Here is a 14,678-nt window from a genome sequence, read left to right on the forward strand (position 1 = left end):
TTTAAGTGTTAGTGTTTAAACTCGGTTTTTAAATTTTTTTCTTTCCCATAAATAATGAGATGATGAATAATACTATAAATACAAAGAATAGTATTTTAGCAATTCCTGCTGCTGCTCCAGCAATTCCACCAAAACCTAAAATTCCGGCGATTAAAGCAATTATAATAAAGGTGATTGTCCAACGTAACATAATGTTTGTTTTTTAAGGTTAATTATAAGCTAACTGACTATCAGTTCTCTATAATATAAAGATCGTTATATATTTTTGTTAGAGTTTGCTCTATCGAATCATCCTTTAACTCAAATAAGTTTGTTGAAGTTGATTGGTAGTAAAACAATAAAAAGGGTCTTTAAAAAAGACCCCTTGATTTAACTATGTAAGCTGATGATATTATTGTATATCCTCCAAACGCTTAATTGTGTTTAGCTCTTGAGATATGGTGTTTTTTTGATTTAACACAAGATCTCTTGTTGATGTTGGTAAACTTGCTTCTTTAAGAACTTCATTATATTCTTCAACAGAAGCTTTTTCACCTCTAATAGCTTCTTCCAACATGGATTCTTCATTATCTGTTGAAAAAAGTGCTTTTACATCCATCCAGGTTCTATGAGCTGTTCCTGTTGCACTGCCACTTTCTTTTGGGTTTTCGCCAAAATTTCTAATTTCAGACTTTAATTGATGTCCAAAGTCGTATCGTTCTGCAGCTTTACGATTAAAATAATTTTTTAAAGCGGAGTTCTTTGTGTTTTCTGCTGCTTTTTTATAGCCTTTTTCAGCATCATAATTTTTCTCTAACAAGGCGTTTAACTTGTTTCCAACTTCTTCTGTGTATGAGTTCATAATAATATGTATTTATGTTTTGAGCAATTTTTTTAATAGATGCTTGCTGTTTGACATCCTATCAATTATTTTTTTTGATATAATAAAATTACGAAGAGACTAAGAGGTAGATTAATCTGAAAAAAATAAAAATTAACCCAATGAATTTGATGGGTCTATTTTAGACAAGAAACTATAAGTTTGATTTCATATGTTTTTTATAATCTGTAGCCAATGACTTTTTTTGAGTTTCATTAAATACTTTTCCTGCCATTTGAAAAAACGCATGTTCTTCGTCTTCCAAATGATGCTCTACTTTATGTTTTAAGTCTTTGGCAATTTTTAACCAGGCAGAAGAATCGTAATCGGTTTCTTCCAATTGTTCTATAAGCTCGTCTATTTCATGATGTTCTGCTATACCATGTCTAGCATGTTCTTGCATCATGTCGCTACTAATTAAAGGTTTATAAAAATGACGCTCTTCGGCATCTGCATGCACATGAAGCTGTGTTTTTATAGCTTTAAAAAGCGCATCCCTTTTATTTGTGTCTCCAGAGGTTTCAATAAGTTTTTTTAATAAATCACGTTGTATATCATGATCTTCTCTTATAGCTTCAAAAATATTCATTGTATTGTTTTTTTTTAGATAGTTTAATAAATGTATGTGTGTTTATCATGTCTTAATAGCAGTATCAACGCTTTGTAAAAAATTTTCTTAGCAACATAAACACACCATATTTACTTGCTCCTTTAATAATTGGCTCTACCCAATTAAAAGGTTTGAAACTTTCTTTGAAATCCGTTTTTAATAATTTCATTTCTTCCCAAGCAACTTTACGCTCTAAATCAAATTGTTTTAAATCTGTTTCAATTTGTTCAAAATTGGTATACGTTGGTTTCATAAACACTATCTTTTAATTTATATGAATTATTGTTTTAGGAGAAGAATTTGAGACCTATTTTTTGTATTACTATCTTATTAATAATTGCTCTTCCTATATAAATAAATAATCCTATAAGAATAAAAATTGCACCTACAATTAAACACCCTAAGAGCATGTTATTTAAAACTTCTCCTATAGCTATGGCAGCTGCAACAGCACAAAAAACAAATCCAGTAAAAACAAATACACTTATTGCAAACAATTTCATTATCATACTAACTGACAAGGTTAATTGCTGAAATACTTTTAACTTAAGATATTGGTGAGATGCCTTAATATATGTCTCACCAATATCTGTTGCTTTATCTGTTGTCTCTCCTAAAGATTCAAAAACACTCATAATTTATGATGCTTTTTGAAATTTTTTATTTTTAGCTTTCAAATCTTTTAGCTTGGCTTCCAGAGTTGTAATTACATCTTCAGCTTTATAACTTGCATCTGAGGCAATAGATTCTACTTTGGCTTCTAAAGTGTTTTTCTCAGCACTTACGGTGTCGGCAATCTTATCTCTTAAATCGGCAGCAGAAGATGTTAATCTATCTCTTTGCAATTCGGCCTGATCTGCAATACGTTGTCTTGTTACACTTCCTTTGTCTGGAGCGAATAAAATTCCTAAAACAGCACCAGCTGCTGCTCCTACTAAAACTCCTAATCCTGTACTTCCATTATTTGTCATGATCTAATATATTTTTAATTAAACTTTTTTGTTATATATCAAATTTCAGAAAAAATACCTACATCCCTTAACGCTAAAAATTAAAATATTGCCTTAAACCAAAATACTTAAAAGAGTTAATTGTTTTATGGAATAGGTTAAGTGTTAAAGACTTAAAAAGGTACATTTAATAAATTCAAAAAAAAGAAAACAACATGTCTTCTAAAATTATTTCACAGAATCCATATAATGGAAAAGAAATTAATAGCTACAAACTATTTTCTAAAACTACAATAGAGACATGTGTAGCTCTTTCAGAAAAAACATTTAATACATGGAAACATGTAGAAATCTCAGAACGCGAAAAGCTATTAAAAAACCTTTCTAAAAACTTAATTAAAAACAAACAGACATATGGTGAATTAATAACTCAAGAAATGGGCAAGCCTATTTCTCAAAGTTTAGCCGAAATTGAAAAATGTGTGTTTCTGTCGGATTTTTACGCTAAAAATGCCGATCAATTTCTAGCAGACGAACTTATTGAAACAGATGCTGAAGAAAGCTTTATAAGTTACGATCCTTTAGGTTGTATTTTAGGAGTTATGCCTTGGAATTATCCATTTTGGCAAGTTCTTCGATTTGCTATTCCAACCATTACAGCTGGCAACACCGTGTTATTAAAACACGCCAGTAATGTTACGGGTTGTGCATTGGCACTTCAGGATTTATTTGAGGATAGTGGGTTTCCAAAAGGTTGTTTTCAAACACTCATTGCAAACCACAATCAAATAGACCAAATTATAGAAGACCCAAGAATTAAAGCAGTATCTCTTACTGGAAGTGAAAAAGCAGGAAGACATATTGCCGAAATTGCTGGAAAACATCTCAAAAAAACAGTCTTAGAACTTGGTGGAAATAATGCGTGTCTTGTTTTAGCTGATGCCGATTTGGATACACATTTAGAAACTATGGTAAATGCCAGGATGCAAAATACAGGACAAAGCTGTATTGCTGCCAAACGGTTTATAGTTGTAGAAACTATTTACGAGGAGTTTGTAGAAAAATTTAAAAATAATGTAGAGGCTTTAAAAATTGGAGATCCAATGCAAAACTCTACTGAAATTAGTGTTTTAGCTAGAAAAGACTTAGCAGATACTTTAAAAAAACAAATAGATAATGCCATTAAAAAAGGTGCTAAGGTTTTAATAGGAAATAAAAAAAACAAAGCATTTTTTGAACCAACTATTTTAACAAATGTTACTCCAGGAATGCCTGTATTTGATGAAGAAACATTTGGTCCTGTTGCTGCTATTGTAAAAGTAAAAAATACCGAAGAAGCTTATAAAACTGCCTGTAATTCTAAGTTTGGTTTAGGCACCATGGTTTTTACCAAAAACATTCAAGAAGCTAGAGAACAAATATTGAGAATTGAAGATGGTGCTTTTTTTGTTAATGAATTAGTAAAATCTGATCCTAGATTGCCTTTTGGAGGCACCAAAGCTTCTGGTTTTGGAAGAGAACTTTCAAAAGAAGGCATGCTTGAATTTGTAAATAAAAAAACAATATATATTAACCTTTAAAATTAAAATTATGCCAATTATTAAAGACAAAGATTCAAATAGAGAAGATTACTTACTCCAAAACGATAAAAAGACGAGATTTGGTGCAAAATTTATTATTATAACTTTAATTATATTAGTTATAGCAGTAATAGCTTCAGGTCTGCATTTTAAATGGTTTTAATGGTTAGTTATGTAAAACTATTATAAACATTCATGTTCCACAGTTACCAAATTTAAAAAGTTAACTTACTGGAACATGAATGTTTAGTTTAAATTTCCTGCTTTAAAATCTTTAAATAAAAAGACCCAACAAATGTTGGGTCTTTTTTAATGTATTTGTATTCTATAACTTTTAATCAGGTGATGATTCTATTTAAAATTATGCTGAAATGGCTATAGTACGTTGTGCAAATTTGTAATCTTTCGGACTACAGTTATACTTTTCTTTAAATATTTTAGAAAAATAACTTCTACTAGTCAAACCAATGGTATAAACTACTTCCGAAATATTCATGTCTGTATTTTTAATAAGCGATTCTGCTTTTTTTATACGAACTTCTCTAATATATTCAGTTACTGTATGTCCATGCATTAATTTAAATCCTTCTTGTAGTTTTGAAGGTGAAAGACCAAACTGACTATAAAGTTGAGAAATGGTTATTTGAGATTCAGAATTCTCATTAATGAATTGACTTACTTCTTTAATAGTATTCATGTCTCTTAGAGTTAAAGAGCCTTTTTGAATATGACTATTATTTAAATCGTCTTTATGTTGTTGTATTTCTAATGCTAAAATAACATGTACCAATCCTTGAATTAAAAGACTTCTTACAATCCCTTTTTGAGAAATGGCGTTAAGTTGTTTAATTTTTTCAGCAATTTTTAAATTATGAGATCCTATATAAATATAATTTTCGTCAGCCTTTTCATTAAAAAAAGTTTCTTGTAGCTTATCTTTTAAACTATCTGTTCCAGGATTATTATCCTTTTTAGTATTCTGAACGGTAATTAAGGTTGATTTTAATTGTTCATTTTTATTAAAATACAACACATTCTCTTCGTTTTTATGACTCGTTAAAATTCCGGTCTGATAGCTTTCCAGTTTACGTTTTTCTCCTTCCGAACCAAAACTATGTGTTAATGTTCCCTTAGAACAATATGTGAAAAAGATAGGTTTTCCGTTTGGTGTATTGATTGCCAAAACTAGATCGTGATAGAAAACCATATCAAATTCTAAATAAGTAATCCCTCCTTTAAGAGACATTCCTTTTATAATTCCTTTGCCTATGTCGTTATTGATTTTTAATGTATACTCTTTCAGCTCTTTAGTTAATGTTCCACCAAAATTTGTCTGTAACTGTTCTAACATGGCTTTAATAACATTTGATTCAATATATGTAGTTTTCATAGAATTTTGATTTAGTTAAACGATCTTTTTTGTAGTCATTACAAATGTCGTTACAGAATCATGTTTTTCTATTACACAATTTTCGCATTGTGTTATACAACTATAGGTTTTTGGTTAAAAAGGTGTTAAAAAAGCTTAAAAACGAAGTAAAAATGAGCTTTTTGAAGCAAAAAGCATCAAAAGCAGTTATTATTAATTTATGTAAGAAAAACAAAAAGAGTCTAATAATACCATTAAACAGGTAAGTAAATTATGAACTGAGCTCCTTCTCCTAGTTTTCCTTTAGCATGCATATATCCACTATGGTTTTCAACAATTTTTTTACAAATTGCTAAACCAATTCCAGTTCCAGAATATTCGCTTTTTTGATGCAAACGTTGAAAGACTTCAAATATTTTTTCTGCATAAACCTCATCGAAACCAATACCATTATCTATAATAGAGATTTTATGATACTCTTTTCCAATAGTAACAAACAACTTTGGAATATTAGTTGCTAATACTTTTTCATATTTAATTTGGATAACAGGAATCTCAACAGTGTTTTTATATTTTAATGCATTAGAAATAAGATTGGAAAATAATTGTTCCATTTGAAAAAAGATTCCTTTTATTTCAGGAAGCTTATCAGTATTAATTTGAGCATTAGTATCCTTAATATTTGTATTTAAATCTTCCGTAACTTTTTCTAATACATGATTTAAATCTATATTTTCAAAATCTGTTTTAGAGCTATCTATTCTAGAGTAAGCTAATAGGTTTTGAATTAAAGACTGCATACGTCTTCCTCCTGTCTTAACTTTTTCAAAATAGGTTTTTCCTTTATTAGAGAACCTACCAGATTCCATGTCTTCTATCCTAGAAATAAATAACTGTATTTTACGAAGTGGTTCCTGAAGATCATGACTAGCAACACGATTAAAAGACTCTAATTCAGCATTACTCTGCAACAGTTCTAAATTGCTTTTACGTAAATTTTCTTCGGCAACAATACTATGTGTGACATCTTGCACAACTCCAATCATCACTGTTTTATTCTCTTTATTTATAAATTGTCCGTTGGTTTTAAAATATTTTACATCTCCCTGTTTTGTAATAACGCGATAAGTGTATTCGTTAGGCTTTAAGCTTTTAAGTGCTTGTGCATATTTTTTTTCAACCATATTTAAGTCTTCAGGATGAATAAACTTTTTAAAGGTTTTAAACGAAGATTTGAATTCGTTGGTTTGATAGCCCAATAAATGAAATAAATTCTCTGAAAAATCTGAAACATCTGAATCTACATACCATAGGAAACTTCCAATTTTTGCAATACTTTCGGCATCGCTTAAAATAGAATTTCTAATAATAAGTTGTTCATTTACTTTTAATAGTTGGTTTGCTCTTTCTTTTTCTTCGGTGATATCTCTAGTTGTAACAGTTACGCCATCTCCAAATTTTATAGCTGTAGCATGAAACCAAAAAATTTGCCCATTCTTTTCATGAGACACCTCATACTCTTCAGGTTTATTTAGTTCAACTGCATTTACAAGATGATTGAAAACACCATTTTCAAAAATATTAGTAAAAACTTGAGATAGTTTTTTGTTTTTTAACTCTTCTGGTATGTCTCCAGTAATAGGGTTGATTCTATCGTTTACAAATAAAATTTTAAAATCTATAATTTTTCCTTCAGCATCTCGAATACATTTAAAATTCATAACAACATGCGATATACTTTTAAAAATATTGCTTAAAAAAGCACGATTATCTAACAGTTTAAGGTTCTGATTTTCTAATCTCTTTTTAAATGCTAGTTGAACCTGTTTGGTTTCTTCTTCAGCTGTAGAGTTTCGAGCTGTAATTAAGATTCCGTCTGATAATGGCGTAACAAAACTTTGAAACCACATATGAGAATCATTCATATTCACTTCAATATCAAAGCTTACTTTTTCTTGACTGTTATAACTTATTTTAAACTTGCTAAAAGCTTCACTTCCTTTTAAGAATGGAAAAATCTCAAGCACTGTCTTCCCCATCATCTCATCAGGTTCTAATCCAAAATAATCTCGGTTACAGTCGTTTGCATAAATAATTTTAAAATCTATTATCTTATTATCTGCATCGAAAATTGGCTCGTAGTAATTAACCACATTATCAGTTGTCGCTAGAATATTTTTCAAGAAAGCTTCAGACTCACGAAAACGGAGTTTATTTTTATAAATACGAATAAATGAAAGAATAAAGACTAGTAACGCTACAAAAGTCAATGCTAATAATGTTAAAGGGGCTAAAGACTTATAAGAATCGTATTTGCTTTTTCTTTCATGCATTAATTGTTGGGCAGTAACAAGCATATCACTCTTAATGCTACGAATATGATACAAAGTACCACTTACTTTCATTTTCTGTGATTGTGTGTAAGATTGAGCTTCTTGAGTGTTTTTAAAATTTACTGCTTCTAACAATTGAAGCTGTTTATATAATCTTTCCAATAAAACACTTAAAGAATTTAAACGGTCTATTTGCAAAGGGTTGTCTTGAGTAAGCACTTTTAAACTATCAATTATAGCTAGTCCTTCTTGTCTGTAGGCTATAAAATCTTGACTAGCTCCTCCAGTTTTTAATAATTTATTTCTAAACTCCTCGGATTCTGCTTGAGAATAATGAGTTGTTAAATTACTAATACCATTATAAACTTGAAGCGTATGTTTAATTGATTCTGAAGATTTTTGCATATTTATTATCTGCAAATAAGTCATGCTTGCTGTTGTTACAAGCAAAACCAAAGCAACAATCAATAAAACAATATACGCTTTAGAAGAAGTATATACACGTTTAAAATCCATAATATTATATCATCTTAAATACGGAAGAGGAAGGTTTCTTTATTTAAATTGGACGTATGGTATTGCCAATTGAGTTGTAGAACTTTCTCCACCACTTCTCGCAATTTACTAAAGTTATTGGGCTTATTTACATATATGTTTGCCCCATTTAAAAAAGTTTCTTCTATATCGTTTTCTGAAGAAGACGTAGAATAAATGGCTATACATAAATCTTTCAGTTTTGGATTATTTCGAATTTCCACCAAACATTGTTGCCCATTTTTTATAGGCATATTAAGGTCTAAAAAAATCAAGCTTGGAAGTACAATATTTGGTAACGTTAAATAATCCATTAATTCTTGACCGTGATTAAAAAGCGACAATTTTGTACGAATGTCTATTTCTTCAATAGCTTCGCTAAATAGCATTCTATCATCTTCATCATCGTCTGCTAATGCTATATTTAATATGATATCGCTCATGAAGGCAGGTGTTTTTAGTTAGTTTTAGAGTTTTTTCTTATTCATAATTCTCTGGAATGCACTTGGTGTAAGTCCAGTGGTTTTTTTAAACTGTCCAGATAAATGTGCCACACTACTATAATCTAAACGGAAAGCTATTTCGGTAAGTGTTAAATTGGTATTACAAATTAAATCTTTTGCCAAATCAACTTTTTTTAGAATCATGTAATTCTCTATAGAGGTGTACGTGTTTTCTGAAAAAATAGTAGACAAATGTGCATAAGAATAATGTAGTGTATCTGAAAGATATGTTGATAATTTTATAGAACGGAACTCTTTGTTTTTTAAATAATCATCAACAGCATTTTTTATTCTATCTATTAAAGTAACTTTTTGTTTTGATAAAATTTCAATGCCATATTTTTTCAAAGATGTTGTTAAAGTCTCTTGTTTTTCTTGAGACAAAACTCCCTTTATAATTAATTCTCCTAAACTGTTTAAAGTATAAGATATGTCTAAGGCATCAAGCTGCTCTTTTAAAAGTGTCTTACATACCAAATCGAAATCGTATTTTACAAATAGTGTCATTGATAATAGATCCTTCTACATTAGAATTTTAAAGATATATCAATTATTTCATATAAATAAAATTGTTTGAAAATAATTAACAGCCTTATCACATTCAAAGGCTTTGTCAGGTTATATGAAACAAAAACATTCAATCTTTATTGATTTTGCTCGCCACTATTGTTTTCAATTTGCATGTTGTTTTTACTAAAATCCAGAGTACGAATTGGAAAAGGAATATTAATACCATTCTCATCAAAACTACTTTTAATTAACTTTATAGCTTTATGTGTTTCGGCATATTTTTCTTTGCTTTTTACCATATCAATCCAAAAACGGGTTATAAAATTAATAGAACTATCGCCAAATTCTGTGAAAAAAAACTCTACTTCTTCACCATTATTTTGTTTGAAATTTTCGGAAATTACACGTGTAACTAAATCTTCAACCTCTTGTAAATTACTTTCATAACCTACACCACATGATACTGAAATCCTACTTCTTGAACTTAAAGAGTAGTTAGTGAAGGCATTATCAACAAATTTAGAATTAGGAATTATAACGTAATTATTGTCTGGCCTTCTTAGTACTATGCTACGCAAACTAATTTCAGACACAAACCCTTTAACACTATCTGTTTCTATATAATCGTTAATCTTAATCTTTGGCATAAACGATAATATCAAGCCACCAAACGTATTACTTAATGTACCTTGTAGTGCTAAACCAATGGCTAGACCTACAACACCTGCTCCTGCAAGAATACTTGTTAAGACCTTGTTTAGTTCTAATACACCAAGGGCAATAAAAAAACCAATTAATATAACAATTAAGAATATTATTTTTGAAATAATATCTTGAATGGATTGTTGACTAATACTTTTTAGAAGATATTGTCTAAAGATTTTTTTTACTCCTCTTGCTATAAAATAAAACAGGATCATGATTAAAACAGCCATCACTAAGTTTGGCAACTTCAAGATGATGGCTTCTAACCAGCCATCCAATTTGTCCCATAATTTACTTATCGCGTCTTCTATTGAAAAATTATTATTCATATTAATAGTTTATAACATTTTGGTTAATAAAAAAGTAGCAACTATCCACAGGATTAAACTAAGACCTCCACCAATAAACAAGAAATGTCTAAAACGATAATTACCTATACCGTAAACTAATGCGTTTGTTTGATAACCTACTGGAGTAAAAAAACTAAAATTAGCAGCAAACATTACTGCTAGTATAAAAGGTTTAAAATCTAAACCCATGCCTTGTGCCACGGATATGGCTATTGGAGTCATAATAATAGCTGTCGCATTATTACTTACAACACCACTCAATACCATAGTAACAATAAATAAAGTTCCTATGATAATATAATTAGGTTGGTGATGTAGAAAGCCAAGTAATTTTTCCGAAATCCACATATCTGTTCCCGTATTGTGCATCGCAACTCCTAAAGGAATCATACCAGCTAACAAAAAGAAAATTTGCCAGTTTACTTTTTTATAAATAGTATTTAAATTTAAATTGTTAGTGACTAATAACAAACAAATTCCTGTCAATGCACTAACCATTATGGATAACAACCCTGATGCTGCCATGGCTATCACTAGTAGTAATACAAAAAAAGTAAAATACCTTTTATTCTTGGAGATTGAATGGGTCTTGTCTAACTGTTGCAAGACAACCACATTCTCCATAGTATCTAAAGCAAATAGTTTTTCTTTAGAAATCTCCACTAAGAGTCTATCTCCAGCTTTCAGTTCAAGCTTATCTGTACTACTATGGATCATTCTTTCGTTTAAATTTACAAGTGTTTTTCTTTTTTTGATAGCAATAGGAATCGCATCTTGTATCATAAACCTTCTTAAGTTCCCTAAAGTTTTACCTAATAAAGAAGCTCCAGGTAACATGAGTAATTCAATAAATACATGCTCGTCTTTTTCAACCTCTTTAGCTTCGGTCTCAGCTTTAACGTTCTTTGATGTATTTTCTTCAATGACATTTTTATTTTCCTGAACAATATTCATGTTCTCGGACTTGCTTATACGTTCTAAATTTTCAAGATCGCACATTAAGAGTAATTCATCACCAACTTTTAAACTAATGTATTTTCCTGGAGAATTATGAGCATGATTATTTCTTGTAAGCCTTAAAAGAGTGACATCCGGATTATTATGTAAAAAACTTTTATTAATTCTTCTTCCAACCAATTTTGAATTTGGGGTCACACAAACACTTGTAATATAATTGTCTATTTTATAGTCTTTGTTAAGATTTTGTTTATCTCCCCAAGGCAACCAACGTAGCGTAAACGTTAAATAAACTATAGAAATACTTAGAAAAATAAGACCCAATATTGAAAATTCGAAAAAACTTAATTTTTCAGCTCCAAGGTTTGTGGATACAGAATTGACAATTAAGTTTGTTGATGTGCCCATTAATGTACAAGAGCCTCCTAGAATACCTGCGAAAGAAATTGGTAAAAGCAGTTTTGATTGAGAAATATTATATTTTTCGGAAAGCTGGTTAACCATTTTTATAAAAACTATTACTACAGCAGTAGTACTAATAAATGCTGAGATACCAGCAGCAACAAACATAAAAATTGGTGCCATTACAAATACTGGCATTGATTTCACCTTACTCATCCCTGAAGTTAACCAATTTATAACACCATTTTCTTCCATGGCAATAGCCAATATCATAAGTGCAAGAACTGCAATAGTAGCTGTGTTTGAAAACCCACTTATACCCTCTTCTGGTGTTACCAACCCTAATAAAATTAGTAACACAATGATGAAAAAAGCGATTTTATCCATTGGGAAAATCTCAAATACAAAAAGCACTACTGTAGTAAGTAGTACTAAAAACATTAAAATGATTTCCAAACTCATCTATTAATTTATTAGTGTGTGTTTTTTTAAGCATGTCTTCTTTTATTAAAATTAATAAATTAACATGAAGTTTATGAATGTTTTTATTGAGTACCTTAAAAATCAACCTCTTAAAAAACCTCTAGTTCTATTTACCAACTCTTTAAGTTTTCCTATTTCCATGGATCTACCATAAATTTCCTGATTTGGATCCATAATACTAGAATCACTTAAGCTGCCAATATAAAAGGCATCAAATCCAATGTCTTCAATAAGCTTTTTACCAATAGCTTTGCCTTCTTCATCTTGAGCTGCATAAGGAATGGATAGTTTCTCGTAATCTCTAAAAGCCTTATCACGCAAATCCTCGGCTATAATAGTATTAAACGCTTTTATGGTGTTAGCAGTACTAAATTTCATTGCTGTATATTCTGTTGCATTATAATTAGCATCTCTAACTTTTTGTGCCATGTCTCCATCGCGTTTAGGATAAGGATTTGTAGCGTCGATAATTATTTTATTATCATATTCTCCAGCGTATAATTCTGAAATTTGATCGATTGCTTCAAATGGGATAGCCAAAAGATAAGCATCAGCATGAGCATTAAAAGCATCTGTAACACTAACGGCTTTTGCGTTTTCTCCAGCATCATGAGCTAAACTAATAAGCTCTTTTGGGTGTCTAGAACTAAATAACACTTCATGACCTGCTTTAGCCCAATGCTTGCCTAAATTTCCTCCAATATGTCCACTTCCTATAATTCCTATTTTCATTATTTTATTTTTAAAATAATTCTTAATTTCAATTCCATTCGTTTTTATATACAAATTCTTCTTGCGAAATTCTTTTTCGCTTTGCTGTTTCTTGTTTTTGTAAATCTTCTGGCAAATCATCCAAATCACCTCCATAATAACCAATTGCAATGGCTGTAGAGACATGAAACCCTTCTGGGATGTTAAATTCCTTTTCAGCTTTCTTCCAGTTTACTCCTGCCATATGATGCAAAGCAATTCCTAAATATTGTGCTTGAACTGTCATAGAACCTAAACATAAACCTAGATCGTGTAAAGCATGAAAATTTTCCTTTCCTTCATCTGTCTTTTCTTTATAAGCCGTAAGCAATAAAACGGGTGCGTTTTCTGTCCATGATTTATTAAAATCACTTAAACAATTATATATTTTATTGAAAGCTTGAGAGCCCTTCTCAGCATATATAAAACGCCAAGGTTGTAGATTGTTTGAGCTTGCAGACCAACGTACAGCTTCAAAAAGCTGTTTTAAATGCCTCTCTTTAAGTGGTTCTTTTTTAAAAGTTCTTGGACTATATCTTTGTTTTAATAATGCAAATATTTCATATTCTGCCTCTGCTATATTTTCTAATCTTATTTGCTCTGCTGCATTCATCATATTCTTTTCTTTAGATTCTATAGCAAATTATTTATTTATTGAGTAAATATTTAACGGTAAGCAAAAAAATATTGATGCTAATCAACTATTAAATAAACTTTAATAATATTGAAAAACAGGAAAGACCTAAGTGTTTAATGTGTGTCTAATTTACTAGGCGCATATTCGTTTTTGTAAATCCTAACAATTATTAAAGACAAACTAACCAATAATGGACCGAAAATTAATCCAATAAATCCGAATAACGGAATTCCCACAATAACTCCAATTAGCGTGATTAATGGATGGACATTATCCAATTTTCGAAGGACAAATAAACGTATAATGTTATCTGTAGAGCCAACCACTATAATTCCATATAATAATATACCCCAAGCTTGAAAATCATTTCCATTAGAGATCGTTAAAATAAAAACCGGAATGGTTCCCAAAAGATTTCCAACAAATGGAATCATAGATCCAATAGTTACAATTATAGCCCAAAAAAAAGGACTTTCTATTCCAAAAATTAAAAAACCAATTAGGGCAACAATTCCCTGAGCAACTGCAACCAAAGGTATCCCTATGGCATTAGCTCGAACCATTTGTCTTGTTTCTTTTCCTAATATTTTTAAATTATCTCTACTAATAGGAATATACTCCATTAAAGATTCTTTAAGCTGTTTTCTATTCGTTAACATATAAAACAATAAAAAATACATGATAGCTATGCCAATGGCAGTATTAAATGTGCCACCTGCAACATCTTGTAAATGTTTAGACAACCAACTTGAAATAGCTGAGGCATCTATTTGAGACGTTAGATCAAAACCAAAACGACTTTCTAATTCTCCTAATTGTGTTTTAACAACTTGTATGACTTTTTCTGAATTGTTAGCTGCTTTCCCTATTTTATTACCCAACATTAATATAGCTCCAGCTATTGGAATTAAAATAGAAACAAAAGATAGGAACATTAAAAACACTGCTGCTAAGCTTGTATTCCAACCCCTTTTAACCATTTTAGACATGAAGTTTTTAAGCAAGACATAAAAAGTAATGGCGCCTAAAACTCCAGAAAAATAAGGGATCATTTCCCAAAAAATTAAAACTCCTATTAAAAGTATTAATAGAAGTAAAAAGATTTGACGTATTATACTAGATTTAATCATAGATATTGAATAGGAA

Annotated in this window: 16 protein-coding genes; 1 reads left to right on the plus strand and 15 read right to left on the minus strand. The window is 30.1% G+C overall.

The features are described from left to right. Positions 1-28: 28 nt before the first annotated feature. The 6 genes from ACI5KZ_RS09005 to ACI5KZ_RS09030 form a co-directional block, all read right to left on the minus strand. Positions 29-190: a DUF1328 family protein gene (locus tag ACI5KZ_RS09005; protein ID WP_109308930.1), complete on the minus strand. Its 162-nt coding sequence runs from the start codon at positions 188-190 to the stop codon at positions 29-31. Between the two features lie 201 nt (positions 191-391). Next, a complete protein-coding gene (locus ACI5KZ_RS09010; protein WP_109308931.1) occupies positions 392-841 on the minus strand; it encodes a PA2169 family four-helix-bundle protein in 450 nt (149 codons plus the stop codon). A 172-nt stretch (positions 842-1,013) separates the two neighbouring features. Further along, the gene (locus ACI5KZ_RS09015) at positions 1,014-1,448 is read right to left on the minus strand and encodes a hemerythrin domain-containing protein (RefSeq protein WP_406847460.1); all 435 of its coding nucleotides are present in this window, start codon (positions 1,446-1,448) and stop codon (positions 1,014-1,016) included. Positions 1,449-1,512: 64 nt separating this feature from the next. Continuing rightward, complete coding sequence (locus tag ACI5KZ_RS09020; RefSeq protein ID WP_109308933.1) at positions 1,513-1,722, minus strand: hypothetical protein; 210 nt, start codon at positions 1,720-1,722, stop codon at positions 1,513-1,515. Between the two features lie 34 nt (positions 1,723-1,756). Next, positions 1,757-2,104, minus strand: a complete 348-nt coding sequence (locus ACI5KZ_RS09025) for a hypothetical protein (RefSeq protein ID WP_406847461.1) — start codon at positions 2,102-2,104, stop codon at positions 1,757-1,759. Positions 2,105-2,107: 3 nt separating this feature from the next. Continuing rightward, positions 2,108-2,440 carry a YtxH domain-containing protein gene (locus ACI5KZ_RS09030; protein ID WP_109308935.1) on the minus strand — a complete coding sequence of 111 codons (333 nt, stop codon included), beginning with the start codon at positions 2,438-2,440 and terminating at the stop codon, positions 2,108-2,110. 194 nt (positions 2,441-2,634) lie between these two features. On the opposite strand from ACI5KZ_RS09030, the gene ACI5KZ_RS09035 reads away from it, so the two are divergent. Continuing rightward, the gene (locus ACI5KZ_RS09035; protein WP_406847462.1) at positions 2,635-3,999 is read left to right on the plus strand and encodes an NAD-dependent succinate-semialdehyde dehydrogenase; all 1,365 of its coding nucleotides are present in this window, start codon (positions 2,635-2,637) and stop codon (positions 3,997-3,999) included. Positions 4,000-4,360: 361 nt separating this feature from the next. Here ACI5KZ_RS09035 and ACI5KZ_RS09040 read toward each other — a convergent pair whose 3' ends face one another. The 9 genes from ACI5KZ_RS09040 to ACI5KZ_RS09080 all read right to left on the minus strand — a co-directional run bounded on the left by ACI5KZ_RS09040 (position 4,361) and on the right by ACI5KZ_RS09080 (position 14,662). Next, positions 4,361-5,389 carry a helix-turn-helix domain-containing protein gene (locus tag ACI5KZ_RS09040; RefSeq protein ID WP_406847463.1) on the minus strand — a complete coding sequence of 343 codons (1,029 nt, stop codon included), beginning with the start codon at positions 5,387-5,389 and terminating at the stop codon, positions 4,361-4,363. A gap of 233 nt (positions 5,390-5,622) precedes the next feature. Then, positions 5,623-8,217: a PAS domain-containing protein gene (locus tag ACI5KZ_RS09045; protein ID WP_406847464.1), complete on the minus strand. Its 2,595-nt coding sequence runs from the start codon at positions 8,215-8,217 to the stop codon at positions 5,623-5,625. Between the two features lie 14 nt (positions 8,218-8,231). Then, positions 8,232-8,678 carry a response regulator gene (locus ACI5KZ_RS09050; RefSeq protein WP_406847465.1) on the minus strand — a complete coding sequence of 149 codons (447 nt, stop codon included), beginning with the start codon at positions 8,676-8,678 and terminating at the stop codon, positions 8,232-8,234. Positions 8,679-8,702: 24 nt separating this feature from the next. Next, on the minus strand, positions 8,703-9,245 hold the full coding sequence (locus ACI5KZ_RS09055) for an AraC family transcriptional regulator (protein ID WP_109308940.1): 543 nt from the start codon (positions 9,243-9,245) through the stop codon (positions 8,703-8,705). Between the two features lie 137 nt (positions 9,246-9,382). Beyond that, on the minus strand, positions 9,383-10,282 hold the full coding sequence (locus tag ACI5KZ_RS09060; RefSeq protein ID WP_109308941.1) for a mechanosensitive ion channel family protein: 900 nt from the start codon (positions 10,280-10,282) through the stop codon (positions 9,383-9,385). A gap of 9 nt (positions 10,283-10,291) precedes the next feature. Beyond that, entirely contained in the window at positions 10,292-12,103 is a 1,812-nt protein-coding gene (locus tag ACI5KZ_RS09065; RefSeq protein ID WP_406847466.1) for an SLC13 family permease, read from the minus strand. Positions 12,104-12,226: 123 nt separating this feature from the next. Beyond that, positions 12,227-12,877, minus strand: a complete 651-nt coding sequence (locus tag ACI5KZ_RS09070) for an NADPH-dependent F420 reductase (RefSeq protein WP_406847467.1) — start codon at positions 12,875-12,877, stop codon at positions 12,227-12,229. A gap of 28 nt (positions 12,878-12,905) precedes the next feature. Further along, a complete protein-coding gene (locus ACI5KZ_RS09075; RefSeq protein ID WP_109308943.1) occupies positions 12,906-13,511 on the minus strand; it encodes a nitroreductase family protein in 606 nt (201 codons plus the stop codon). Between the two features lie 134 nt (positions 13,512-13,645). After that, on the minus strand, positions 13,646-14,662 hold the full coding sequence (locus ACI5KZ_RS09080; protein WP_406847468.1) for an AI-2E family transporter: 1,017 nt from the start codon (positions 14,660-14,662) through the stop codon (positions 13,646-13,648). Positions 14,663-14,678 lie beyond the last annotated feature (16 nt).

It is taken from the genome of Xanthomarina sp. GH4-25 (assembly GCF_045363175.1).
In the GTDB taxonomy this organism is placed as follows: domain Bacteria; phylum Bacteroidota; class Bacteroidia; order Flavobacteriales; family Flavobacteriaceae; genus Xanthomarina.